The organism is Bacteroides sp. MSK.20.82 (assembly GCF_019052485.1).
Classification (GTDB): Bacteria; Bacteroidota; Bacteroidia; order Bacteroidales; family Bacteroidaceae; genus Bacteroides; species Bacteroides thetaiotaomicron.
Map to the genome: position 1 here is coordinate 26,980 of NZ_JAHQUN010000012.1, position 26,853 is coordinate 53,832.

Annotated in this window: 15 protein-coding genes and 1 pseudogene; 10 read left to right on the forward strand and 6 right to left on the reverse strand. The window is 42.0% G+C overall.

The window, feature by feature from the left end; translation table 11 throughout:
• Nucleotides 1-844: 844 nt before the first annotated feature.
• The 10 genes and pseudogenes from KTR07_RS12925 to KTR07_RS12970 form a co-directional block, all read left to right on the forward strand.
• Nucleotides 845-3,829: pseudogene (locus KTR07_RS12925) on the forward strand (SusC/RagA family TonB-linked outer membrane protein); the annotation flags it as partial.
• A gap of 12 nt (nt 3,830-3,841) precedes the next feature.
• Nucleotides 3,842-5,338, forward strand: a complete 1,497-nt coding sequence (locus KTR07_RS12930) for a SusD/RagB family nutrient-binding outer membrane lipoprotein (RefSeq protein ID WP_113747842.1) — start codon at nt 3,842-3,844, stop codon at nt 5,336-5,338.
• 27 nt (nt 5,339-5,365) lie between these two features.
• On the forward strand, nt 5,366-6,058 hold the full coding sequence (locus KTR07_RS12935) for a BT_2262 family domain-containing protein (RefSeq protein WP_113747843.1): 693 nt from the start codon (nt 5,366-5,368) through the stop codon (nt 6,056-6,058).
• Nucleotides 6,059-6,068: 10 nt separating this feature from the next.
• Nucleotides 6,069-6,569, forward strand: a complete 501-nt coding sequence (locus tag KTR07_RS12940) for a lipid-binding protein (protein ID WP_008759578.1) — start codon at nt 6,069-6,071, stop codon at nt 6,567-6,569.
• A 440-nt stretch (nt 6,570-7,009) separates the two neighbouring features.
• Nucleotides 7,010-9,940, forward strand: a complete 2,931-nt coding sequence (locus tag KTR07_RS12945) for a SusC/RagA family TonB-linked outer membrane protein (RefSeq protein WP_238618409.1) — start codon at nt 7,010-7,012, stop codon at nt 9,938-9,940.
• Nucleotides 9,941-9,959: 19 nt separating this feature from the next.
• On the forward strand, nt 9,960-11,420 hold the full coding sequence (locus KTR07_RS12950) for a SusD/RagB family nutrient-binding outer membrane lipoprotein (RefSeq protein WP_008764022.1): 1,461 nt from the start codon (nt 9,960-9,962) through the stop codon (nt 11,418-11,420).
• A 106-nt stretch (nt 11,421-11,526) separates the two neighbouring features.
• Nucleotides 11,527-12,786, forward strand: coding sequence for a GTPase HflX (gene hflX, locus KTR07_RS12955; RefSeq protein WP_008764021.1), 1,260 nt, complete (start codon nt 11,527-11,529; stop codon nt 12,784-12,786).
• A gap of 56 nt (nt 12,787-12,842) precedes the next feature.
• Complete coding sequence (locus KTR07_RS12960; protein ID WP_008759582.1) at nt 12,843-14,834, forward strand: DUF4954 family protein; 1,992 nt, start codon at nt 12,843-12,845, stop codon at nt 14,832-14,834.
• 311 nt (nt 14,835-15,145) lie between these two features.
• Nucleotides 15,146-16,780 carry a fumarate hydratase gene (locus KTR07_RS12965; RefSeq protein ID WP_113747840.1) on the forward strand — a complete coding sequence of 545 codons (1,635 nt, stop codon included), beginning with the start codon at nt 15,146-15,148 and terminating at the stop codon, nt 16,778-16,780.
• Nucleotides 16,781-16,919: 139 nt separating this feature from the next.
• Nucleotides 16,920-18,080 carry an acyltransferase gene (locus KTR07_RS12970; protein ID WP_054960037.1) on the forward strand — a complete coding sequence of 387 codons (1,161 nt, stop codon included), beginning with the start codon at nt 16,920-16,922 and terminating at the stop codon, nt 18,078-18,080.
• A gap of 122 nt (nt 18,081-18,202) precedes the next feature.
• Here KTR07_RS12970 and pelA read toward each other — a convergent pair whose 3' ends face one another.
• The 6 genes from pelA to frr all read right to left on the reverse strand — a co-directional run bounded on the left by pelA (nt 18,203) and on the right by frr (nt 26,824).
• On the reverse strand, nt 18,203-19,297 hold the full coding sequence (gene pelA, locus KTR07_RS12975; RefSeq protein ID WP_113748178.1) for a pectate lyase: 1,095 nt from the start codon (nt 19,295-19,297) through the stop codon (nt 18,203-18,205).
• 150 nt (nt 19,298-19,447) lie between these two features.
• Nucleotides 19,448-20,794, reverse strand: coding sequence for a TolC family protein (locus KTR07_RS12980; protein ID WP_008764018.1), 1,347 nt, complete (start codon nt 20,792-20,794; stop codon nt 19,448-19,450).
• Nucleotides 20,791-23,823 carry an efflux RND transporter permease subunit gene (locus KTR07_RS12985; protein WP_008764017.1) on the reverse strand — a complete coding sequence of 1,011 codons (3,033 nt, stop codon included), beginning with the start codon at nt 23,821-23,823 and terminating at the stop codon, nt 20,791-20,793. Before KTR07_RS12985 ends, KTR07_RS12980 begins: the two co-directional genes overlap by 4 nt.
• 15 nt (nt 23,824-23,838) lie before the next feature.
• Complete coding sequence (locus KTR07_RS12990; protein WP_008764016.1) at nt 23,839-24,921, reverse strand: efflux RND transporter periplasmic adaptor subunit; 1,083 nt, start codon at nt 24,919-24,921, stop codon at nt 23,839-23,841.
• Between the two features lie 315 nt (nt 24,922-25,236).
• Nucleotides 25,237-26,169: a ribosome small subunit-dependent GTPase A gene (rsgA, locus tag KTR07_RS12995; protein WP_008764015.1), complete on the reverse strand. Its 933-nt coding sequence runs from the start codon at nt 26,167-26,169 to the stop codon at nt 25,237-25,239.
• Nucleotides 26,170-26,263: 94 nt separating this feature from the next.
• Complete coding sequence (gene frr / locus KTR07_RS13000) at nt 26,264-26,824, reverse strand: ribosome recycling factor (RefSeq protein WP_008764014.1); 561 nt, start codon at nt 26,822-26,824, stop codon at nt 26,264-26,266.
• Nucleotides 26,825-26,853 lie beyond the last annotated feature (29 nt).

The window sequence follows — 26,853 nt, forward strand, 5'->3', positions numbered from 1 at the left end:
GCAGTGATTGTCTGGGAATGTCCTGTTTTTAAGATTGGTTTCAACAGAGTTGATTCAAAATCTAACAATATGGCAGAAATAATGCATAAATCAATGTAAGAATATGCAATTTACAAATGATTTGTCGCATATAAATGACTGTAATATACATAAAAAGTGCAATGTCAGGACTCTTTCCTTTTAAAGGAACGATCCGTTCCTTTAAAAGGAACAGATCGTTACTCACCGAGGAACATCTAATTGCTTTAAAAGGAAGAGCCAAAAGTAGTTTTAATTTCTAATTCTGTTCTAACTGATAGACTTTCCTGTCACAGGGAAATATATCATATCGAAACTAAATATTTCTTTTATATTCAAAGGTGCAAGCTGATATAAGTAATCATATAGCACAAGGGAACAAAAACCGGACAGATGTATTTCATCCGTAGATCTGCTGTTTTAAAATCCTGCCGATTTTTGTCATTCTCCCAAGCAGGTTCTGCATATTTTGAATTATACCATAACTAAATATGCTTTTCTTCAGATTTGATCTTTTTCTACTATCACGCCAAAAAAGTAATCATTCATTATGATTGGTGGTGAGAAATATTCGGGAAATATAAAAATAGTATCCAATAATAATACCTCATATAAATAAAATAAAGACATAACTTTCTTATAATGAATGAACTAAATAATTGAAATGGATAGAAACAGGGTATCATTCGTTAAAGAAAAGGGTAGTTATAATGCTGATAAATAATTGATTATCACGTTTATATATGGATACAATAACATATATGACGATCAGGTTTATATTTCTCATTATTATAATAATCAACACTTTATATAAAGAATTAGTTCTGCAAAGACTTTGCAAATTTCGTACATCGGTATGCAAACTCAAGAAGTAGCGATTAAGCCTAATTTAAAGGTAGTACTTAGGTCGGATGCTCAACAGATCGATGAAGTTGTTGTTACAGCAATGGGTATTAAAAGATCTGAAAAAGCATTAGGTTATGCTGCGACTTCAGTGGGTGGAGAAAAAATCGCGGAAAGCCGTACATCTGATGTGATGTCAAGCTTGGCAGGTAAGATTGCAGGTGTACAGATTTCCAGCACTTCATCTGACCCCGGAGCCTCTAATTCGGTCATTATCCGTGGAGTTAGCTCACTCTCCGGTACCAACCAGCCACTATATGTCGTGGATGGAGTACCTTTGAATAACTCTACCGTATACTCTACAGATGGCTTGAATAGCGGATATGATTTTGGAAACGGTGCCAACGCTATCAATCCGGATGATGTGGCAAACATGACTATTTTGAAAGGTGCTGCGGCTACTGCTTTGTATGGTAGCCGTGCTGCCAACGGTGTAGTCATGATTACTACCAAAAGTGGCCGGAAAGAAAAAGGAGTTGGAATCGAGTATAACGGCGGAGTTCAGTGGTCAACAGTTCTGCGTCTGCCGGAATTTCAAAATGAGTTTGGTATGGGATGGAACGGCAACCATACAGAATTGGAGAACGGTTCCTGGGGACCTCGTTTCGATGGTTCCATGCAGTTGTGGGGTAATGTGTACAACAACTCTCAGAAACTGAAACCTTATGTCGCAATGCCTGATAACATCAAAGACTTTTTTGATGCGGGATTCAGATATAGCAACAGCCTTTCATTCAATGGAGCTACAGATAAAAGTGATTATTATGTATCCTTCTCTCAGATCAGCGATGATGGTATGATCCCGACAGATGCCGACAGCTACGATAAATACACTTTTTCTGCACGCGGCAGCCATAAGGCAGGAGCGTTGACATTCTCTTCTTCACTTAATTACGCTTATCAAAAGAATAACTTTGCTACTACGGGACAAGGTTTGTCCATGCTAAACTCTTTATATCAGACACCAAGAGATATCAGCATAATAGGACTGGAAGACCAGAATGATCCGTTCAACACTCCGGGATATTATTATACCCCCTACGGAGTTATGAACCCTTATTATATTTTGAATAACTATTTGAATGAATATGAATCTGAAAGATTCTACGGAAAATTTCAATTGGATTATGAATTCCTGAAATACTTCAAGTTTACGTACCGTATGGGCTTGGATACTACAACAGGACAAAGTGACAAAGGAAAACCGAATCTGTACGCTCTTTATTATGAAGGTACTCCTAATGGAGAAGGTCAGGGCTCCAGCAGTCCTTTCTCTGGTGAAACCGGACAATATTCCGAGCAGATAACCCGTCGTCGCGAGATAAACCAGGATATTATGGTTAATTTCAATATGCCGGTTAACGATTTTAATATCAATGCACTGGTCGGTTTCAATGGCAATGAACGTAAAGTCTCTTATCAATATTCAGAAGTTAATGATTTAACGATTCCTACATGGTTTAATCTGAAGAACTCCGGCAAAACTCCTATAGTAGAACAGCATATGGAACTCAGACGTCTGATGGGTGTTTTCGGACAGTTTGAAGGTTCATGGAAGAATATGCTCTATTTAACGGTTACTGCCCGTAATGACTGGTCTTCTACTCTTCCGAAAGAAAATCGCAGTTTCTTCTATCCTGGTATTACCGGTAGTTTTATTTTCAGCGAATTATTGAATGACAATCTGCAAGATGTGATAACTTTTGGTAAGATACGCGCCAGCTGGGGTAAAACAGGTAACGATGCTGATGTGTATATGGTTAATCCTGTGTATGCACAATCTTCCAATAGAATACCTTTCGGTTCTCTGACTTTCCCCTTGGGAGGTGTCAACGCTTACTCTGCAGGAAATGTACTCGGAAGTAATACATTAAGTCCGGAAATGACCACAGAATCTGAAGTCGGTTTAAATATGGCTTTCTTCAAAAACCGCCTCTCTTTTGACGTATCTTATTATAATAGGAATACCGATAAGCAGATTTTCTCTTTGGCTATGGACCCTGCTTCAGGCTATACAGCACAGAATATGAACCTGGGTAAGATTCGTAACCGTGGTATAGAACTCCTGATCAGCGGCACTCCGATAAGAACAAAAGATTTCAGTTGGGAACTGACATGGAACTTCACAAAGAACTGGAGTAAGGTGATCAGTTTGCCGGAAGAATTGGGTGGCATTACAACGATTTATGGGCTCAATGGAGGTACCAGCATGTACGCTATAACAGGCATGCCTGTTGGTGTTTTCAAGGCTCAGGTAGCCGAACGTGATCCGCAAGGACGTATTGTAGTAAATTCATCAACAGGTCTTCCGGTTGAAGCCAGCGAATTCGGAATCTGCGGAGATATGAATAACAAATATCAAATGGGTGTTTCTACTAACTTGAAATATAAAGGTATAAGCTTAGGCATTGATTTTGATATCCGTCAGGGCGGAGTGATGTATTCACGTACTAAAGATATAAACTATTTTACCGGTAACGCGATACAGACTGCCTACAATGACCGTAATCCTTTGATTGTTCCTAACTCAGTAAATAAAATAGTGAATGGAGAAAACGTTACTTATGTAGAAAATACAACTCCTATTACAAGCTCTAACATTTATAAATACTGGGGCGACGGTGGTTCTGATATGGGAAGCTGCTTCCTGGTAGACAAATCATACGTCAAGCTTCGTTCTGTTGTATTAGGTTGGGACCTGCCCAAAAGATGGTTGGCAAAAACTCCTTTCCAGGCAGTAAAAGTGTCTGCATATGGCAATAACTTATTTGTCTGGACTCCATCCAGCAATACATTTATTGATCCCGAAATGACTTCATTTGGTAATGACCTTGAAGGTAACTATGGAGAATACACGGCTAATCCCAGCTCACGTCGTTTCGGTTTCAACTTAATGGTTAAATTTTAAACAGGAATAAAAATGAAAAAAATATTATTATATGCATCATTAGCAACAACAGCATTGTTTGCAGGTTGCGACCTGAACATCAATGACGACCCGAACTACCCGATGAATGATCAGGTAACGGCGGATTTGATATTCCCCTCTATCAGTGCTTCCATTGCTTCGGCGGTAGGCGGAGAAATTTATAATTACGCTGGCTTTTTCGCTCAGTACTATGAACAGAAACCGGAGTCGAATCAGTATAACACTCTATGTGAATATACATTTACCGAATCTTCCCAGCAAATGGATTATTCGTATAGAATCCTGTTTGCAGGAGCTTTGGAAGATGCAAAGCAGGTGCTGGAAAAGACCACAAACCCTGCCGACCGATTCGCTACTACCATACTGAGAGCATATGCCTTTCAGATAATGGTAGATAATACTAGTGACTCACCTTATTCGGAAGCTCTGCAAGGTAATGCCAATGCCACACCTAAGTGGGATACGGGTGAAACAGTATATAAAGGTATATTAGGTGAGATAGATGCGGCAGAAGCTGCTTTGGATGGAAGTGGTATGGATGTGCCGGATTTGATATTCAACAAAAATATCGCTCAATGGAAAGGTTTTGCCAATGCTCTTCGCCTCCGTATGTATCTGCGTTTCATTGATGCCAACATAGATGCGGCTTCGTATACAGAGAAAGTGAAGACCTTAGTACAAAACAACGAATTCTTTACCGGTGACGTGAAACTGGATTGTTTCTTGGATGAAACAGACAAACGGAATCCATGGTATAATACGAATGCGGTCGGATTGACCGGTAATCATTGTGCTGCCTATCCGTTAGTATCTTATTTAAGCAGTACGGGAGACCCTCGAATCGCTTATGGTATTAGTAAAACAGATGCGGATGGAAAGTATGTAGGTCAACTTCCCGGAGGAAAAACACATATGCAAAGCATTCTGGGTACTGACAACTGGAAAAACAAAAACGTAAGTGCGATTGATTACTCTATCGGGGCCACAAAACCTGTCTATTTCTTTACTCAGGCTGAATTACAATTCCTGATAGCTGAGGTATATGCTCGTTTTCACAATGATGATGCGAATGCAAAGAGTGCTTATGAAGCAGGTGTAACTGCAGACTTTGCCGTTCGTGGATTTGCAGGTCAAGAGAATACCATTTTGGAAGGAGCGTGTGCATGGTCTGCTGCTTCTACACTGGCAGACAAGTTAAACTTGATTTATATGCAGAAATGGGTATCTCTTTTCTATATGGATCATATGGAAGCATGGAGTGAAATTCGTCGTACGGATTGTCCGAAACTGTCTTCTTATTCAGCAGCACAGATACAGGCTAATGAGTCAGTATACACTCCGGGAGAGTTAGTTGCCCCATGGACTAATGGTCTGGAAGCGGGTGGACTGATGAAACGTATGACTTATCCATTAAGCGCACGTCAGCAAAATGTGAATACTCCTGCAGGGGTACCGGGAAGTACTCCGGTTTGGTGGGATATCAAATAGTAACCAATAACTTAGTAAGTTTTACGTATGAAAAATATAATATACAGCATATTAGTATGTTTGCCGTTTGTCTTTGGAGCTTGCGACAAATCAACAGATGACACTTCTAAAGTCACCTATTTTGTAACGTTGGAAAGAGAAGGTGATGAAAAGATCGTTCTGGAAAAAGGACAGCCTTATGTGGAACCGGGATATTATGCGGAAATGAACGGAGAGGATATCACTGAATCTGTTCAGATAAAAGGTAGTGTTGATGTCAACACTCCGGGAATCTACAATTTAGTATATGCGGCATACAACGAGGACGGTTTTGCCAAAACATTTACACGAACAGTATATGTGGCAGATAATACTGCTTCTCCTTTGAAATCCGGAATTTATACCGTAGCCGAAGGAAGCAAACGTACCGCCCCTTCTGTGGTAGCTTTCAGTGGATATGAGATTGTGATTTTCCAGATGGAACCGGGGATTTTTTATATCAGCGATTTCTTAGGAGGCTGGTATGACCAGCGTGCTGGCTATGGACCGGACTATGCAATGGTTGGCAAATTCGAATTGAATGATGATAATACCATTACTCCTCTGGAAAGTTATGTTGCAGGTTGGGGAGATTCCATGGATCAAATGACTAATACATTATTGGACCCTGCGACTGGGACTCTGAAATGGACTGTTGCTTATGCCGGTCAGCTATCTTTTGACATTATAGTAAAACAATAAAAATACGATTATGAAGAAATATATGATATTACTTTTAGCTTCACTGGCTTTTACATTCGTGGCATGCGACAACGATACAGAACCAGGTGGTACTGCTGTTGAAAAAATGGCAGGAGACTGGTGGGTGACAGTGAATGCATTTATTGACGGGAAAGAAGTAGAAGATCCTTTTGGAGCAGGACATCTGCAAATGAGTACTTACAATACAGCCAGCAACAGTGAAACTGAAATGTGGCTGGATGATTTAGGAAACTTCTGGGAATATAAACTGAAAGTAAACGTGAATTATGCAGCGAGGACTTTCTCGACAACAGGCTTTGTGGATAATGTAACATATGAATCCAAAGTGAAAATAACTGATGGCAAGGTACTGGAAAAAGCTGCCACAACTCCTAGTGGTATGCCTGCTGACAGTATCGTATATATGGTACAATTCGACGACGATGAAGATGGATTAACTTATAAAGTTTCAGGCTTCCGTCGAACAGGTTTCCCTGCTGACGATTTTTAACAGAAGAGTTTAAATATAGAGAGGGCTGTTCCAATGATCGGAGCAGCCTTTTTTTGCAATCTAACCTCAACTAAGACAGATCAATATATAAGCAGTCTCCAATATTTACAATATTTCCTTGCCTTTAAAAGAAAAATGAATGGGACAATGTTTTTAATTAGCAACATCCATTACCTGATTAATTGTATACAAATAAAAGCGCCTCTTATAGCATGATACTATTTTTTGTTTATAATAGCTCCTTGTTTTATAGATATAATATTGATTATAAGATAAATAGTTTTCATTTCGGTAGAGAAGTGGTATTACATAAAAGAGAGTAAAACATTAGCTGAATTAGGGTAATTAACTGTCAAATAGATATATAAGCTATTTCTGCTTGATAAAATATCGACTGGTGTTACTGATTTATCCCCTATATACCTAACTGATTATCAGTTATATATAAATCCATTAGTTCTGCAAAGACTTTGCAGATTTCGTATATTGGTATGCAAACACAAGAAGTCGTAATCAAACCTACTTTGAAAGTTTTGTTAAAGTCTGATTCTCAGAATCTTGAAGAGGTAGTGGTAACAGCTATGGGTATTAAGCGATCTGAAAAATCTTTAGGTTATGCAGTATCCAGTGTAAAAGGAGATGAGATAACTAAAGCGCGTGAAAGTAATGTGCTTAATTCATTGTCCGGTAAGATTGCAGGTTTGCAAATTGCACAGTCGTCTGGAACGGTAGGTGGTAGTTCAAGTATACAGATTCGTGGTGCTTCTTCTATTGGCACAGTTTCTTCCCCTTTATTTATTATTGACGGACTTCCTATCGACAATGGTTCTTACAATCCTGACAGAACCAATGGTATAGTCGATGTAGGTAACCGTGCAGGAGATATCAACTCTGACGATATTGAATCTATCAACGTATTGAAGGGGGCAGCTGCAACTGCATTGTATGGAGCGCGTGCAAAAGACGGTGCAATTGTTATTACTACTAAGAAAGGGAAGAAGAATTCACCGGTATTTGTTACGGTAAACTCTTCAACACGATTTGAGAATGTACTTAAATTGCCTGATTTCCAGAATGAGTATGCACAAGGTAGCTACGGAGTATATAATGTAAAAATGCTGAATGGATGGGGACCGAAGATTTCATCGGTACAAGATCAGCAATTTACAGATTATAAAGGAGATAAAGTGACCTTGAAAGCAAATCCTGATAATGTGAAGGATTTCTATGAAACCGGAATGAGCTATATTAATAATGTGTCAGTAGCCGGAGGTGGTGAAAAGGCTGATTTCCGTTTGAGCTTTACTTCTACTAATCAGACCGGTGTTGTGCCAGGTTCTGACTATAACAAATATGCATTCTCTGTGAATGCAGGTATGAACTTTACTAGCAACTTCACAGGACGCATCTCTGCCCAATATATACGTTCAGATTCTGAAGGTCGTCCGGCACAGGGGGCAAATGATAGCAACTTGCTGATTCCTTTAATCAATGGATTGCCAAGAACGATTGATATTCATGATATTAAGCAGAACTGGATTGATGAAAATGGCAAACAGGTTACGTTGGATCCGGAAGGCAAAAGTAATAATCCGTACTGGATTATTAATAAGAATAAATTTACCAATAATCTGGATCGTATGATCGGTAATATCACATTGACTTATAAGCCGATTGAAGGATTGACTATCACTAACAATGCCGGAACTGACTTCTATACAGAAGGAAGACGTAAACTTTACGCAAAGGGTACTGTAGGAGCCTTAAATGGTAAGTTTCAGACTTGGAATTTGTATAAAAGAATTATAAATAATGACTTAATGGTTTCCTATGAGAAGACTTTTGCCAATGATTATCATTTTAAGGCGATGGTAGGTCATAATCTCTATCAGGAAGAATGGAAGAATGAAAATGTACAAGCTCAGAACCTGGTAGTTGACGGATTGTATACATATACTAATGCGAAATCTACTACTCCGGTGAATTATTATGAAAAGAAACGTCTTGTCGGTTTATACGGAGATATTAGCTTGGGATACAAAGATATGCTTTTTATTAATGTAACAGGACGTAATGACTGGTCGTCTACTCTGCCTATTAATAACCGTTCTTATTTCTATCCATCTATCAGCGGTAGCTTTATTTTCACAGAATTGATGGAGAATAAAGACATCCTGAATTACGGTAAGATTCGTTTAAGTTATGCGAATGTGGGTAGTGACGAAGATCCGTACAATTTGGCATTTAAATATACTCCAGCTAGTACTTACTTTTTGCAATATCTGGGTAATGTCAATACTTTCCCACACATGGGACTGGTTGGTTTTACCGGGCCTCGTGTTCTGCCGAATGAAAACTTGAAACCTCAGAACCAAAGTTCATTCGAAGTCGGAGCTGATTTACGTTTTTTTGGTGGAAAGATTCGTTTGGATATGACTTATTATAGCAATATCACAAAGAATCAGATTGTAAGTATTGATGTCCCGTTATCAACAGGTTACTTTGCTAATAATATCAATGCCGGAAAGATTGCCAATAAGGGTGTCGAAGTAACTTTGGGCTTGACTCCTGTAGAAACACGTAACTTTAAATGGGACTTGGATGCAACGTTTGCTTCTAATAAGCAGACTGTAGAAGAGTTGGCTGAAGGACTTGATGAATATACATTGACTAGCGGATTGAGTGGTTTGCAGATTAAGGCTGCCAAAGGTGATTCGTTCGGTTTGTACGGTACTGCCTGGAAGCGTGATGATCAAGGTAATTATGTAATTAACTCTAAGACAGGTTTGAGAGAAACAGTCAATAACGTACGTTTGGGAGACGTTTATCCTGACTTTACAATGGGTATCAACAATACACTTACTTATAAAGGGCTGACTTTTAGTTTCTTGATTGATATCCGTCATGGAGGTTCCTTATATTCGGAAACAGTAGCTAATTTGAGAAGCAGTGGTTTGGCTGCAGAAACAGTGGCTCACCGTGAAGATGCCTCTTTTATTGAACCGGGTGTTATTCTTCAGGATGACGGAACTTACAGACCTAATGATGTTCCGGTGAAGAGTATGCAGGACTACTGGCAGCATGTGGCGAACTCCAGTAATAATGAAGGAAATATCTATAATGCATCATTTGTGAAACTTAGAGAAGTGCAATTGTCCTATAGTTTTCCGCGTAAATGGTTTAAGAGTTTCTTTGTTAAATCATTGGATTTAGGCTTCGAGGCACGTAACTTATGGATCATCAAAGATCATGTGCCGCATATTGATCCGGAAGCTAACTTCTTCGGTCCTTCTCAGATCGGAGGCGGTGTAGAGTTTAACAGTATCCCTTCTACCAGAAGTTTCGGATTTAATCTCAGACTAACATTGTAAGAATTAAACGAACATGATTATGAAAAAGAAAATATTAGCATATGCATTGAGCGCTTTGACATGTGGGTTATTTACTTCATGCAGCGACTGGCTTGATATCAACCATGACCCCAATACTGCCGAGAAAGTTGATCCCGGATATTTGTTTAACTATGTAGCCGTAAACTGGGCCGGAACACGTACCGGTGGTGACTTCTATATTCCGTTATCAATGAGTTCACAGTGTCAGGTTGATGGTGGACTTGATTATGGTGGCTGGGATGAATCGGTATATACCATTTCCCCTTATAGTACAGGAAATACGTGGAAACATTACTACTCTGTCGGTGGTAATAACTTGATGCTGGCTATTAAAAATGCGGAAGAAGCAGATCCGGTGAATCACAATGCTATTGCACAGTGTAAGATTCTGTTGGCTGAACATATGTATGAAGCGACGATGCTATGGGGGGATATCCCTTTCACTGAATCTTGGAACGGAACAATTAAGTATCCGAAATTTGATTCTCAGGAAAGTGTATTGAATGGGGTGTTGTCATTGCTTGATGAAGCACTGCAGATCATGGATTTGAATGATGCCAATGCGATTGATGAATACGATATCTATTATAAAGGTGATATGAATAAATGGATGACTTTGGCCAAATCTTTAAAGTTCAGAACACTGATGGTTATGGTGGACAAAGATCCTTCTAAAGCTACTGCCATTGGTACGTTGTTACAGGCTGGAGGCATGGTATCATCAGCATCAGATAATTTGGTGTTCCCTTATTCTGCAGAACCGGGTAACCAGAATCCTAAGTATGAACTTATAGAATTGGTTGGCGGTACACAGATATTGTTTTTTGCCAGCAACTATATGCTGAAGCCGATGCAGGAACGTAATGACCCCCGTATTCCTTGTTATTTTGAACCGGGTGCCGACGGTGTATATAGAGGCTTAGGTAACCGTGAACCTGCTGTTACTGATGACAAAGATAATATGTTATCATCTGTTGTGAGCAGTTATCTTTTCAGAAAAGATGCACCGGAGTTAATATACTCTTGCCAGGAGCAGTTGCTTCTGGAAGCGGAAGCTTATGCGCGCGGTTTGGGAGTTGCTCAGAATTTGTCGAAGGCTAATGAATTGTATAAGAAAGGCATTCGGGAAGCATGTGCATTTTATGGAGTAGCGGAAGCGGATATTGATACATATGTTACAGGTTTGCCGGAATTGACAGCGCTGACTCAGGAGAAAGCACTGTATGAGATTCATATGCAGCAGTGGATTGATTTAATGGATCGTCCGTTTGAGGAGTTTGTACAGTGGAGACGTTCTGGTACTGCTGGAAATGAAGTCCCGACCTTACAAGTGCCGGAAGATGCAACTTCAAAAGAACTGATCAGAAGATGGGAGTATAGCCCGGAAGAGATGACTGCTAATATCAATGCACCGAAAGAATCTCCGAAGATTTGGGAAAAGTTATGGTTTGATTTATAATTGAATTACTATAAATGGTTACGAAAAAGAGGACAATACAACATTGTCCTCTTTTTTTTTGTTATATTTGCGACCATATTTAGATTTATATAGTAGAAGTTAAAGAATGAAAGAATTTATAATATCCGAAGCCAAAGTAGAAACCGCAGTACTTGTCGGACTCATTACCCAGATGCAGGATGAGCGGAAAACGAACGAGTATCTGGATGAATTGGCTTTCCTTGCTGAGACGGCTGGGGCGGAGGTAGTGAAACGATTTACACAGAAATTACCGACAGCCAATTCGGTTACTTATGTCGGAAAAGGAAAACTGGAAGAGATCAGACAATATATACGGACAGAAGAGGAAGAAGAACGTGAAGTGGGAATGGTCATCTTTGACGATGAACTTTCCGCGAAACAAATACGTAACATTGAAGCCGAACTGAAAGTAAAGATACTAGACCGTACTTCATTGATCCTCGATATATTTGCGATGCGTGCACAGACTGCCAATGCGAAAACGCAGGTGGAACTGGCTCAGTACAAATACATGTTACCGCGTTTGCAACGACTCTGGACCCACTTGGAACGTCAGGGTGGTGGCTCCGGTAGCGGAAGCGGTAAAGGAGGTTCTGTGGGACTTCGCGGACCGGGTGAAACGCAGCTCGAAATGGACCGCCGTATCATCCTCAACCGTATGTCACTGTTGAAAGAACGTCTGGCGGAAATAGACAAACAGAAAGCCACTCAGCGCAAGAATCGCGGACGTATGATCCGTGTCGCATTGGTCGGCTATACAAACGTTGGAAAATCGACCATCATGAACTTGCTGTCAAAGAGCGAAGTGTTTGCCGAAAACAAGCTGTTCGCTACGCTTGATACAACGGTACGCAAAGTGATCATCGATAACCTACCATTTCTTCTGTCGGACACGGTCGGATTTATCCGTAAGTTGCCCACTGATCTGGTAGACTCATTCAAATCGACTTTGGATGAGGTGCGTGAAGCCGATTTACTGGTGCATGTAGTAGACATCTCTCACCCCGGATTTGAAGAACAGATCGAAGTGGTGAACAAGACACTTGCCGACATTGGCGGCGGTGGCAAACCCATGATACTTATATTCAATAAAATAGACGCCTACACCTACGTGGAGAAAGCGCCGGACGACCTTACCCCCCGAACAAAGGAAAACTTAACACTCGAAGAACTGATGAAGACGTGGATGGCAAAGATGGAAGACAACTGCCTCTTTATTTCCGCCCGCGAACGAATCAATATAGACGAACTGAAAGATGTAGTTTATCAGCGAGTGAAAGAATTGCATGTTCAAAAGTACCCCTATAACGATTTTCTTTATCAGACTTACGAAGAGGAAGAATAATAATCAATGTACCGCTTACTGATTGGGGGAGGCGGTACATATCTATTTTTATCTATATGAAAGACTATCGTAAATTGACTGAGGACGAAGTGCTTCAGTTGAAGAGCCAGTCGTGTCTGGCTGATGATTGGGGAAATGTTTTGGTTGCCGAGGGGTTTAACTGTGAGTATGTTCACCATACCCGCTTTTCGGGTGAAGTGAAATTAGGCGTATTTGATGCCGAATTTACACTGCCCGGAGGGATCAGAAAACATTCGGGACTCCGTCATGTAACTCTGCACAATGTGGTAGTAGGGGATAACTGCTGCATTGAAAACATTCAAAACTACATTGCTAATTATGAAATCGGAAATGATACCTTCATTGAAAATGTGGATATCATTTTGGTAGACGGGCTAAGCACCTTTGGTAATGGGGTGGAAGCGACAGTGCTCAATGAAACGGGCGGACGTGAAGTGCTGATCAATGATAAATTGTCGGCACACCAGGCATACATACTTGCATTGTATCGTCACCGTCCAGAACTGATTAATCGCATGAAGGCGATTGCCGATTATTATTCCAACAAGCATGCTTCTGCGGTAGGTAGTATAGGTGATCATGTGATGATTCTGAACACAGGGTCTATCAAGAATGTACGGATCGGTGATTATTGCCATATCTGCGGTACTTGCCGTTTGACAAACGGTAGCGTCAACAGTAATGTGACAGCGCCTGTACATATCGGACATGGAGTGATATGTGATGATTTCATAATCTCTTCCGGCTCCGAAGTAGATGACGGAACGATGCTGACCCGTTGTTTTGTCGGTCAGTCTTGCAAACTGGGACATAACTATTCAGCCTCCGATTCCTTGTTTTTCAGTAACTGCCAGGGAGAGAACGGGGAGGCATGCGCCATCTTTGCGGGACCTTTCACGGTGACTCACCACAAATCGACTTTATTGATTGCCGGTATGTTCTCGTTTATGAATGCGGGATCGGGATCGAATCAGAGCAACCATATGTATAAATTGGGACCTATCCATCAGGGAACCATGGAAAGAGGGGCCAAAACGACCTCCGACTCCTATATCTTATGGCCGGCACGTGTCGGAGCCTTTTCTCTGGTAATGGGACGTCACGTTAATCATGCCGATACCTCCAATCTTCCTTTCTCTTATCTGATCGAGCAACGGAACACGACTTATCTGGTTCCGGGAGTGAATCTGAGAAGTGTGGGTACCATTCGCGATGCTCAGAAGTGGCCGAAACGTGACAAGCGGAAAGACCCGAACCGATTGGATTATATCAATTATAATCTTCTGAGTCCATACACCATTCAGAAAATGTTCAAGGGACGTTCTATTCTGAAAGAGCTTAAGCGGGTATCCGGCGAAACATCTGAAATCTATTCCTATCAGAGCGCAAAGATCAAGAACTCCTCTTTAAATAATGGTATCCGTTTTTATGAGATCGCTATTCATAAGTTTTTGGGTAACTCCATCATAAAACGCCTGGAAGGCATTAATTTCCAGAGCAACGAAGAAATACGCCAGCGTCTGAAACCGGACACGGAAATCGGAACCGGCGAATGGGTGGATATGTCCGGACTGATCGCTCCTAAGAGTGAAATAGACCGTCTGCTCGATGGCATCGAAAATGGTTCTGTCAACCGGTTAAAGTCCATCAACGCCAGCTTTGCAGAAATGCATGAGAATTATTATACGTATGAATGGACCTGGGCTTACAACAAGATTCAGGAGTTTTACGGCTTGAATCCGGACGAAATAACGGCACAGGACATAATCCGTATCGTAAAAGCGTGGAAAGAGGCGGTAGTCGGTCTTGATAAAATGGTATATGATGATGCCCGTAAAGAGTTCTCGCTGTCTTCGATGACAGGATTCGGAGCCGATGGTTCTCACGATGAAATGAAGCAGGACTTCGAACAAGTACGTGGTGATTTTGAAAGTAACACGTTTGTGACGGCTGTCTTGAAGCATATTGAGGACAAAACTGCGCTTGGCAATGAATTGATCAAAAGAATCGGGTCCATTCAAGAGTAAAATCTAAAGCCGGCTTATTGGCTAGTCGCCTCATTAACAGTAGTTATTGTGATATAAAGTTCTCAGACCATTCTCATATCGATGAGAAAAAATTCTCACCATAATGAGAAAATTTTCTCATCGCAGTGAGAAAAAATACTCATAGGTATGAGAAAAAGTTCTCACTGCAATGAGAATAAATTCTTGTTGCGGTGGGCATAGTTCCTTTCTGCGTTATTCATTCTTAATTCTTCATTCTTCCGTTATCATTCTTTATTTTTAATTACTACCTTTGCCTCACTAACTAACATTACGTAATAAAATAAGAGATTATGGCAACACCTCCGTTTAAGTATCAGCCCATGTTTGAAAAGGGAAAAGATACCACTGAGTATTATCTGCTTACAAAAGACTATGTATCGGTAAGCGAGTTTGAAGGAAATCCTATCCTGAAAATTGAGAAAGAAGGCTTGACTGCGATGGCAAATGCAGCTTTTCGTGATGTGTCATTCATGCTTCGCCGTTCGCACAATGAACAGGTTGCTAAGATTCTGAGTGATCCGGAAGCCAGCGAGAACGATAAGTACGTAGCACTGACTTTCCTGCGTAATGCGGAAGTGGCTGCCAAAGGTGTACTTCCATTCTGTCAGGATACCGGTACTGCTATTATCCACGGTGAAAAGGGACAGCAAGTGTGGACCGGCTATACCGACGAGGAAGCTCTGTCACTGGGTGTTTACAAAACATATACCGAAGAAAACCTGCGTTACTCTCAGAATGCGCCTCTGAATATGTATGATGAGGTAAATACAAAATGTAACCTGCCTGCACAGATTGACATCGAAGCTACCGAAGGCATGGAATACGAATTCCTCTGCGTAACGAAAGGTGGTGGTTCTGCCAACAAAACATATCTGTATCAGGAAACAAAAGCAATTTTGAACCCTGGTACACTGGTTCCGTTCCTGGTGGAAAAAATGAAGACTCTGGGAACTGCCGCTTGTCCTCCTTATCATATCGCTTTTGTGATCGGCGGTACTTCTGCTGAGAAGAACCTGCTGACAGTGAAACTGGCTTCTACTCACTTCTACGATAATCTGCCGACTACGGGAAATGAATTTGGCCGTGCTTTCCGTGATATCGAACTGGAAAAACAAGTACTGGAAGAAGCTCGCAAGATAGGTCTGGGTGCACAATTCGGCGGTAAATATCTGGCACATGATGTTCGTATCATTCGTCTGCCTCGTCACGGTGCTTCTTGTCCGGTAGGTCTGGGCGTATCTTGTTCTGCCGACCGTAACATCAAATGTAAAATCAATAAAGATGGTATCTGGATTGAGAAACTGGATTCAAATCCGGGTAGCCTGATTCCGGCAGAATTGCGTCAGGCCGGTGAAGGTGATGTAGTGAAGATTGATCTGAACCGTCCGATGGCTGAGATTCTGAAAGAACTGACCAAATATCCTGTATCTACTCGTCTGTCACTGAACGGTACTATCATCGTTGGCCGTGACATCGCTCACGCTAAACTGAAAGAACGCTTGGATCGTGGAGAAGATTTGCCTCAGTATATCAAGGATCATCCTATTTACTATGCTGGTCCGGCCAAGACTCCGGCTGGTATGGCTTGCGGTTCAATGGGCCCGACAACTGCCGGACGTATGGACTCGTATGTTGAGCTGTTCCAGAGCCACGGTGGCAGCATGGTTATGTTGGCGAAAGGTAACCGTAGCCAGCAGGTTACAGATGCTTGTCAGAAATATGGCGGCTTCTATCTGGGTTCTATCGGCGGACCGGCTGCAATCCTTGCTCAGAACAACATCAAGAGCATTGAGTGCGTAGAATATCCGGAACTGGGCATGGAAGCAATCTGGAAAATTGAAGTGGAAGATTTCCCGGCATTTATTTTGGTAGATGACAAAGGAAATGACTTCTTCAAACAGATAAAACCACGTTGTGCCAAATAACAAGTAATAAGTAACAAGTAATAAGTAATGGCAAGTTATTCTTGCGGTTGATTACATAAACATTCATTTGGGATACCTGTCAGTTTTCGTATGGGTATCCCTTTTTTTATAAACTTGCTTATCTAATAATTAAAACACCATGAAACCACTAGTGATGAATTTATCCAATCAAAAGAACCAGCATATTGTTTGGCTGGATGTCGTTCGTTTTATTGCGATGTTTACAGTTGTCTGCTGTCATTGCACCGATCCGTTTAATTTTTATCCCGGCACGGCTCCGAATATCGGAGAAATAAAACTTTGGGGGGCTATTTACGGATCTGTACTGCGTCCGTGCGTGCCTCTGTTTGTGATGATTACCGGTGCATTGCTTCTGCCTGTAAGAGGTGATGCTTCTACTTTTTACAAGAAACGTATTCCCCGCGTCTTTTATCCGTTCCTGATATGGTCGGTGCTCTATAATCTGTTCCCTTGGATTACAGGCCTGTTGGGACTGAATCCTCAGATTATTCTTGATTTCTTCCCGTATGCGGGAGAGGAAGTGATGCAGCAATCATTCTCTGTATCTTTGGAATATATTTTGATGATTCCGTTCAACTTCTCCATTTTAGCCGTGCATATGTGGTATATTTATCTGCTTATCGGGCTGTATCTGTATTTGCCGGTTTTCTCAGCTTGGGTAGAGAAGGCTTCGGAACGTGCCAAACTGATGTTTCTGCTGGCTTGGGGGGTAACTTTGCTGCTTCCTTATTATTATCAGTTTGTTTCTAATTATTTATGGGGAACCTGTTCATGGAACTCTTTTGGAATGCTGTATGCTTTTGCCGGTTTCAATGGCTATCTGTTGTTGGGGCATTATCTGAAAAATCTGGAATGGAGCTTGAAGAAAACGTTGGCGATTGGCATTCCGATGTTTGCAGTCGGTTATGCGGTGACATTCTTAGGTTTCAGGCATATAACCGCATTGCCGGAATATACGGATGAGATGCTGGAACTCTTCTTTACCTATTGTTCTCTTAATGTTGTAATGATGACGATACCTGTGTTTATGTTGGCAAAGAAAGTAAAAGTGAACTCGGAAAGGATGAAAAAGGCATTGGCGAATCTCACTGTTTGCGGATTCGGTATTTATATGATACATTATTTCTTTACAGGGCCGTCGGTCGTGCTGATGAGAGCTATTAATATGCCGATTGGTTTGCAGATACCTGTAGCCGCTATTCTTGCTTTCGCCGTTTCATGGGGATTGGTATGGCTGATCTATCGTGCAGGAAAGGTTGCTAAATATATAGTAGGATAGTCATAGAAAATAGAAATAGATGAGAGGTTATCAAAAGTCAATAGTAACTAAACTCCTTCAGGAAGGAGGAGAGTTTAGTTACTATTGACTTTTGACATCCCCTCTTATCGCATCCTCCGGTATTATTTCCTATTTAATTCCTTCTTCCATTTCTCATATTTTGCCAGTACTTTGCTGCCGTCTTTATTGTACCAGCTATATCCGTTCCGGCGTTCATGTCCGATTTCTGAGATATCGTATTTTTTAATTCCGTCGCGGTCGGAGAAGAAAGGACGATTGGTGTCCAGTTCATAAAAACGTGCCCATAGTACGGGACAATCTTCGCAAGGGATCATCTGGTAATCTCTTTTTCCGTCACTGTTGGTGAAGTATTCTTTTTGTATTCCTTTTATTTCGGACTTCTTGAACCATTTGACGGCTGATTCTATCGATTCAATTACTTTTTCCGATGGATGGGGGAGAGACATGAGCAAAAGCACGATATTGTCAGATTCTTGTCCGCTCAATGAAGGCAACTCATATGCACGTGCCTTGCAGGGCTCCAGTGTGATGCGGTCATGCTGCGCGCACCATACTGTCAGTTCCCCGTTTTGGCGAACCTGTGTCCGGAGGATACATTCTATTCCTTTGTCAAAGGCTTTACGTGCTTGCTGGCAGGTTTCATCGGGGATGAAAGTATAAGGGGACTGCTTTTCGTAGATTTCCCGTAACTGCTGCATGACTCTGACCATTGCGTTATCATTGTAGGTGATTTGGATATAGTATCCTGTAGGACGCGGATAAAACTGAGGCCATCCGCCATTGTCATATTGTGCTTTGAGCAGATATTGGATACCTTTCAGTACTCCTTCTTTGTATTTCTCTTTTTGTGTAGCTTGATAAAGACGGGCTAGATATTGAATTTCGGTTGTCGTGGCGTTGTTGTCAATGGTACTTTGGTTGACGTCTCCTTTCGCATTCCATGCTTTGGTGTATTCCTGCTCTGTCAGTTCTGCCGGCATATAGATGTTTTTGGGCCAGCCTCCGGTGACTTGCTGGTATAGCAATACATTGTCTCCAATGCGTTGTGCTTCTTCTGTCCGGAAAAAGGCATCATCGAACTTGGGAGCGAGGTGTACCCATTCTTTGTAATTCTGTTGTTTCCTGTAATCTGTTGCTTGGGCTGAAATTCCAGTCTGAATGAAAAGTAACAGAAAGAAAAAGGCTGTTTGTCTCATGACTTCTATTGTTAAGTGAATGTTATGGTGCGTGCAAATGTAGAAGAAAAGGTCGGGAATGAAGGGTAATATCTGTTCTTTATGGCATAAAAATTGGGCTAATCGCTTTTATCAGATGATTAGCCCAATGAAAACAGGAGAATAAAAGTCTTATTGCTCCAGATATTTGGTGATTTTTCCGCTGATTTGCAGTAGTGATATCTCGCAAAGTTTGGTGTTGTATTCTGCCGAGAGAATACGTTCTTCGGCATCCAGCAGACTCTTTTGTGCCTCGCGTACTTCAAAACCGGAAAGGTCTCCCTGTATATAACGGTCCATGGCGATATCATGATTGTCTTTGGCGGTCACAAGATTCTGCCGTTCCAGATTCAGCAGCTGAAGATTGTTACGGTATGCTTGCCACAAGTTGCTGAGATCGGAACGAAGGGCTAACTCCAGTTCCTGTCGTTCCAGACGACGATTCTTGAAGGCAAGGGTTGCGTTGCGCTTTTCACGGCGGCGGTTGCCGTCGAAGATATTAAAACCGACAGTAACCCCGGCATTAAAGCCTAAGTTGCCTCTTCTGCTGTTTGCATTGATATCGTATTTATTAAAGGTATATCCATAGCCGGTATTCAGTTTGAGGTATGGGTAGTTGCGGGAGTTGATCTTTTTGTAATCCAGCTGTGCCAGTACAGTGTTCTGGTCGGCTTTCAGCAAAGAAGCATTGGTGGATAAGGTAGCATTCCATAAATCGTCGAACAGTAAGTCACTGTGTACGTCAATGGTAGAATCTTTGATGACGATAATCTGATTTACATTATTGTTGGCCATCAATTCATTAAGTTGGATGCGCGAGGAGTGCAGCAATTCCTGTTGCTTGATGTATTGGGCGCTGTCCGCATTGAAGTCCACTTTGGCTTGCTGATAATCCAGACCCGAGAATTTACCGACAAGATGGCTTGCTTCTGCTATACGCAGGCGTTCTTTGGAAAGTGACATCGCATAATGAAAGTTCTTCAGACGGATCTTTTGTTGGATGAAGTTGTAGTATTCCGAGGCAAGATCGGCGATGAAGTCTTCAATGGCAATGCGGGTGTTGGTTTCGCCCTGCCGTTCCAGTTCTTTTAGCTGCTTGTACGTAGTGCTGATGTTGAATCCGTCGAAGATGGTCCAGTTGAGGTTGAGGCCGACGTTAACTGTCTGGTCGTAGACTCCATTATTTTTGGTGACCTCTCCGGTGGCACGGGCTTTCGTCTCGATATTGTCCAGGTTTCCGGTATATCCGGCAGAAAAGTCCAGGGTAGGCAGATAACCCGCATTTCCGAGTGTCGCGTTATTCTTGCTGATCTGTTCTTCGTTATGGACGATGCGCAGAGAATAATTGTTTTGCAGCCCTTCTTCCAGGCAGTCTCTTAAGGAATAGATTCGCTGTGCCTTCGCAGTAGAAACTGATACGAAGACACATGCGGTAACTATATATATGATTCGTTTCATGCAAATACCTTTCTGTTTCATTCTTTTGTTATTTTGATTCGGTTAGTCGAAATATAACTGTAGATGGCCGGCACAATATACATCGTAAGCAGTGTGGAAACAACCATACCACCTACTACAGCCGTACCCATGGCGATACGCTGATTGGCGCCTTCTCCGCTGGCAAATGCCAATGGAATAAGTCCCAGTACAGTAGAAGCGCTTGTCATTAAAATCGGGCGCAGACGCTGTAATGCGGCATCTTTGATGGCACTCATCTTATCCTCGCCTGCTTCTTGTTTCTGATTGGCGAATTCCACGATCAGGATACCGTTTTTAGCCACGAGACCAATCAGCATGATAATACCGATCTGACTGAAAATATTCATTGTGATATCTCCGAAATACATGAATACCAAGGCTCCGGCAATAGCCAAAGGCACTGTTAACATGATAATTAACGGGTCCTTGAAACTTTCAAACTGTGCTGCCAGGATCAGATAAATCAGAAGGATAGCCAGTATAAAAGCAAACATCAGGCTCGAAGAACTTTCACGGTATTCCTTGGAGTCTCCGGATAATGCGGTACGGAAAGTATCGTCCAATGTTTCCTTGGCAATCTTATCCATTTCATCCAGTCCTTGTCCGATGGTCTTTCCGTCAGCCAGTCCGGCGGAAATTGTGGCTGATACAAATCGGTTGTAACGGTACAGTTTGGGAGGGGCGATACCGTTTTCCAGTTCAATCAGATTGTCCAGCTGTATCATATCTCCATTGCTGCTACGGATATAGATAGCTTTCAGATCGGCAGGCTTGTTTCGTTGCTGGCGGTTGATTTCACCTAAAATTTCATACTGCTTTCCGTTCATATAGAAATATCCCATACGCTGGCCGCTCAATCCGTATTGCAGCGTTTGGGCGATATTTTTAGTACTGACTCCCATTACGCTCGCTTTGTCACGGTTGATTCTGATACGGGCTTCCGGTTTACTGAACTTCAAGTCTACGTCTGCCATCTGGAAAACCGGATTCTCATATACTTTGGCCATGAACTGCGGTAATACCTCCTGCAGCTTTTCCAGATTGGTAGCCTGGAGTACGTATTGAACAGGCATACTTCCCCGGCGTCCGCCGAAAGAAGACTGCTGTTGTACGAACGAGCGTGCCATGGTCTTTTTCTGTACGGCCTTTGATATCTTTTCCGCAACTTCCATCTGCGTGTAGTCACGGTCTTTCATGTCTTTCAGTGTAATGCGTACGTTTCCGCTACCACTGGATACACGTGCTGTTACCGCTTCCGCATCCGGTAGAATAGAATCTACAAGCTGGTTGATATCTTCGGTATAGTCACGGATATATTCATAAGTGACACCTTCTGCACCTCGGGTGTTGATAGAGATTTGCGACCGGTCTTCAAGTGGAGCCATTTCTGCCGGAATAGCATTCCATAAGAAACCGATCAGGCAGATGGTTATAAAAGTGAACGGAAGTGCTAGCCAGCGCTTACGCAAAAAAGCAGCGAGCGAACGGCTGTACCATCGGTTCATCCCTTCAAAAAACGGTTCCGTCTTAGTGTAGAACCAGTTTTGTTTTTCACGTTTGATGAGTAACTTCGTGGCCAGCATCGGAGTGAAAGTCAGTGCCGCAAATGAAGAGATAATGACAGAACCCGAAATTACAATACTGAATTCCCGGAACAAACGTCCTGTCATACCTTGCATGAAGACAATCGGGAAGAATACTGCAACCAGTGTGATGGTCGTTGAAATAACGGCAAAGAAGATCTCTTTGGCTCCTTCTATTCCCGCTTCTTTCGGACTCATTCCTTTTTCGATACGGATATAGATGTTCTCCGTCATTACGATGGCGTCATCCACCACCAGTCCCACGGCCAGCACAATGGCAAGCATGGAAAGTACGTTAATGGAGAATCCGGCAAGATACATGACGAAGAATGCTCCAATCAGCGATACGGGAATTACGATGCACGGAACCAGCGTCACCCGCCAGTCGCGTAAGAAAAGGAAGATGATGATGATAACCAGAATAAAGGCTACATATACAGTCTCTTTTACCTCATTGATAGATGCCCGGATAAATTTGGTATTATCAAAACCATAGCTATACGTCACATCTTCCGGCAGGTCCTTCTTCATCTGTTCCATGCGTTTGTACACAGCATCGGCAATTTCGATGTGATTGGCTCCCGGCTGTGGAATAACAACAACACCTACCATGGGTACACCGTTCATTTTCATGTAACTCTTGATGTCGGCAGGACCAAGTTCTGCACGTCCGATGTCACTGAAACGGACGATACGGTTGTTATCTTCTTTTACAATAAGATTATTGAACTCATCGGCAGTATGCATTAATCCCAATGTACGGATTGTCAGTTCGGTAGTGTTTCCTTCAATACTACCCGAAGGAAGTTCGACATTCTCATTGTCTACCGCATTCTTTACATCAATCGGAGTGATGCCATATCCTGCCATCTTGACCGGATCGAGCCAAAGGCGCATGGAATAACGCTTTTCACCCCAAATAGATACACTACTTACATCAGAGATGGTCTGTAACTGCTCTTTGACAGTCAAGTCTGCAATCTCACTTAATTCAAGCAGTGAGCGTTTGTCGCTTTGGAGGGCAACCATTAAAATAGGCATCGCATCGGCATCGGCTTTTGATACAGTCGGCGGGTCACAGTCCCGGGGCAGATAACGTTGGGCACGGGAAACTTTGTCACGTACGTCATTTGCTGCAGTTTCCAGATCGACTGAAAGTTCAAATTCTACCGTAATACGGCTTTGTCCCTGCTGGCTGACGCTGGATAGAGACCGGATGCCCGGGATACCATTGATATTTTGTTCCAGTGGCTCGGTTATCTGGTTCTCAATGACGTCGGCATTGGCTCCCGGATAAGAACAACTGACAGAAATGATCGGGTTGTCCACCGATGGATATTCACGGACACCCAGATAACTGTATCCGATAAATCCAAAAAGGAGAATAATGATTGTCAGTACCGTAGCTAATACCGGACGGCGTATACTTAATTCAGATATATTCATAAGGCATGGCAGGTATTAGTCAATATTATCCAATGTAACAGGAAGTCCCAGGCGAAGTTGCAGTGTTCCTGATGTAAGAATGGTATCTCCTACTTGAAGTCCTCTTACAATTTGTACTTCAGCATCTGTACGAATGCCTGTTGTCACTTCTACAGGTTCGGCTTTTCCTGATTTATACAAGAAAACTTTATCCTTTCCCATCTCCGGTACGATAGCTTCCGTCGGAATGGCAATCGCATTCGGGATTTCTTCTTTCTTTAATTGGATACTTGTATATCGGCCGGGAAGTAAGGCGCGATTGGTATTTGGATAAAGTGCGCGTGCTGTAAATTGATGCAGGTTGGGATCAATCGTTGATTCTACAGCATATACTTTTGCGCTGAAGGCATCTAGTTTTCCTTCAATTCTAAAATTCAGGTTCGTACCTTTCTTAATCTGGCTTGCATAGCGTTCCGGTACTGAAAATTCTACTTTCAGCGGAGTAATCTTTGTCAGTTTGGCAACGATAGTTGTCGGCGAAGCGTATGAACCGACACTGATTTGCCGAAGTCCGATGATTCCGTCAAATGGAGCACGGAGCTCGGTTAGGGCAATGTTCGCTTTTACTATTTCTATATCAGCATTTAGAGTTGCCAGGTCAGTCTTTACTTGTTCATAAGCTTCTTTACTGACTGCATCTCGTTTAAGCAGAGCATCTTGTCGGAATACACGGTCCTCAGCTAACTTTAGTTGTGAAACCAACCGTTGAAGTTGTGCTTGTAGCTGGCGGTCGTTGACTTTGGCAAGAAGTTGTCCTTTTTTTACGGGAGTTCCTTCTTCGAAGTTGATCTCTATTACTTTCCCGGAAGTCTCAAAAGACAAATCAACTTCTTCATCCGGCAGAAGTACGCCGGTAGTAGTGTATTCGTCTGTTAACAGTTGAGGCTTTATTACTTTGGCGTTGACGTTCAGAATCTTTTTTCCATTCTTTTGGGTATTTTTTACCTTGTCAGCAGCAGCCAGTTCGTCGTTAGTTTTTGGTAACTGTGAGTAAATTCCCCCACCGATAATTCCGGCACCGATAAGAATAATGATGCCCCATTTAGTTTTTTTATTCATGGTTTAGTATAGTATATAGCATGTTATATAATATCTTCTGATGATTAGACGACACTTGAAAGAAAAGGTTTAATGCTGGATAAAGTAAAAGAAAGTTAATGTTGTGTCTGGCTTTAATAACAGACAAAAGGAGAATTTCGACTTTTCATCTAATTTACTTATTTAAATTAGTGAGATTTTGCTTGAAGTTTAAATTAAAATCAAAGTTGTGTTTGTTGTTTGAATTTTGGAATCAGAATGTTCGATTGTTGTCGTTTTTTTAATAGAAATTAGATTTATTTTTTATGTGTAATTTCTTGCTGATTAGTTAAGAGATTAGTATGCCGCCCGATACTTTCCCTCCTCCTTATCCTCCAGCATATTCAGATAAGAAGTATAACGAGACTCACTGATAAGATGCTTTTCCACTGCCTCACGTACCGCACATCCCGGCTCATGCCGATGTGTACAGTTACCATATTTGCAATCAGCGGAAACCTTGAATATTTCAGGGAAATAATGCCCGATTTCTTCTTCCTCCATATCGAACGTTCCGAATCCTTTGATTCCCGGAGTATCGATAATATATCCATCCCCGTCTACAGAGAACATTTCAGAGAAGGTAGTCGTATGCATACCTTTGTTGTGATAGGTCGATATCTCACCGGTTTTTACTTTGGTTCCCGGTAAAATGGCGTTGATGAGCGTCGATTTTCCAACTCCCGAATGACCGGAGAAAAGTGTGATCTTGCCTTCCAGGTCTTTTTTGATGGCATCCACTCCGGTTCCTTCCTTGGCAGAAACCTTGAAACAAGGATAACCGATATGCGTATACAGATTAATAAGAGCGTCCAGATAACGGAGCTCATCCTCGTTATAAGCATCTACCTTATTAAATACCAGTTTGACAGGTACACGATATGCTTCGGCAGAAGCGAGAAAACGGTCGATAAAAATGGTGGATGTTTCGGGATAGTTGACAGTAACCACTAACATACATTGATCGAGGTTAGCGGCAAGAATGTGAGATTGTTTGGAAAGATTGGAAGAACGGCGGATGATGTAGTTCTTTCTGTCTTCTATTTCATTGATAAAGGCAGTACCTTCCTGATTGAGTATAATCTGAACGCGGTCGCCCACGGCTACCGGATTGGTGCTGCGAATACCTTTTAACCGGAAATTACCTTTGATTTTACATTCAATAAATTGTCCGTCGTCGGTCTTCACCTGATACCAACTGCCCGTGTTCTTGATTACTAATCCCTTCATTTATTTAATGGATAATGGATAATGGATAATGGATAATGGAGAATGGGCAATGGGACTGCATAGTAATTATCCATTGTCCATTCTCCATTTTCCATTAAACCGTCATGATTTCTTTATCCTTGTCAGCAAGCATATCTTCAATCTGTTTGATATACTTATCATGGATTTTTTGTAACTTGGCTTCCGCATTCTTCTGCTCGTCTTCTGCCAGTCCGTCTTTTACTGCTTTTTTCAGTGCGTCGATGCCATCGCGACGAGCGTTGCGTACACTTACTTTGGCAGTTTCGCCTTCCGCTTTACACTGTTTAGCGAGCTGTCTACGACGTTCTTCCGTCAGAGGAGGAATACCAATACGGATTACTTCACCATTATTTTCGGGCATAATGCCAAGGTCAGAGTCGATAATGGCTTTTTCGATGGCACGGAACATACTTTTGTCCCACGGTTTGATGGTGATACTGCGAGCATCCGGAGTGGATAAAGCAGCTACATTGCTGATAGGAACCATACTTCCGTAAGAGTCTACGCGGATACCATCCAACAGTCGGGTACTCGCTTTTCCAGCGCGGATATGTGCCAATGCTTCTTCGAGATACATTACAGCCATATCCATTTTTTCTTGTGCATTGTCAAGGCAAGTCTTTACGTCTACCATATTTTTTGATAATTAAAGTTGCTATTTGG

What these genes read in the sequence shown, in the direction of transcription:
- KTR07_RS12930 (WP_113747842.1), top strand. Translation starts at nt 3,842, where the DNA reads ATGAAAAAAATATTATTATATGCATCATTAGCAACAACAGCATTGTTT.
- KTR07_RS12935 (WP_113747843.1), top strand. Translation starts at nt 5,366, where the DNA reads ATGAAAAATATAATATACAGCATATTAGTATGTTTGCCGTTTGTCTTT.
- KTR07_RS12940 (WP_008759578.1), top strand. Translation starts at nt 6,069, where the DNA reads ATGAAGAAATATATGATATTACTTTTAGCTTCACTGGCTTTTACATTC.
- KTR07_RS12950 (WP_008764022.1), top strand. Translation starts at nt 9,960, where the DNA reads ATGAAAAAGAAAATATTAGCATATGCATTGAGCGCTTTGACATGTGGG.
- hflX (WP_008764021.1), top strand. Translation starts at nt 11,527, where the DNA reads ATGAAAGAATTTATAATATCCGAAGCCAAAGTAGAAACCGCAGTACTT.
- KTR07_RS12960 (WP_008759582.1), top strand. Translation starts at nt 12,843, where the DNA reads ATGAAAGACTATCGTAAATTGACTGAGGACGAAGTGCTTCAGTTGAAG.
- KTR07_RS12965 (WP_113747840.1), top strand. Translation starts at nt 15,146, where the DNA reads ATGGCAACACCTCCGTTTAAGTATCAGCCCATGTTTGAAAAGGGAAAA.
- KTR07_RS12970 (WP_054960037.1), top strand. Translation starts at nt 16,920, where the DNA reads ATGAAACCACTAGTGATGAATTTATCCAATCAAAAGAACCAGCATATT.
- pelA (WP_113748178.1), bottom strand. Translation starts at nt 19,297, where the DNA reads ATGAGACAAACAGCCTTTTTCTTTCTGTTACTTTTCATTCAGACTGGA.
- KTR07_RS12980 (WP_008764018.1), bottom strand. Translation starts at nt 20,794, where the DNA reads ATGAAACAGAAAGGTATTTGCATGAAACGAATCATATATATAGTTACC.
- KTR07_RS12985 (WP_008764017.1), bottom strand. Translation starts at nt 23,823, where the DNA reads ATGAATATATCTGAATTAAGTATACGCCGTCCGGTATTAGCTACGGTA.
- KTR07_RS12990 (WP_008764016.1), bottom strand. Translation starts at nt 24,921, where the DNA reads ATGAATAAAAAAACTAAATGGGGCATCATTATTCTTATCGGTGCCGGA.
- rsgA (WP_008764015.1), bottom strand. Translation starts at nt 26,169, where the DNA reads ATGAAGGGATTAGTAATCAAGAACACGGGCAGTTGGTATCAGGTGAAG.
- frr (WP_008764014.1), bottom strand. Translation starts at nt 26,824, where the DNA reads ATGGTAGACGTAAAGACTTGCCTTGACAATGCACAAGAAAAAATGGAT.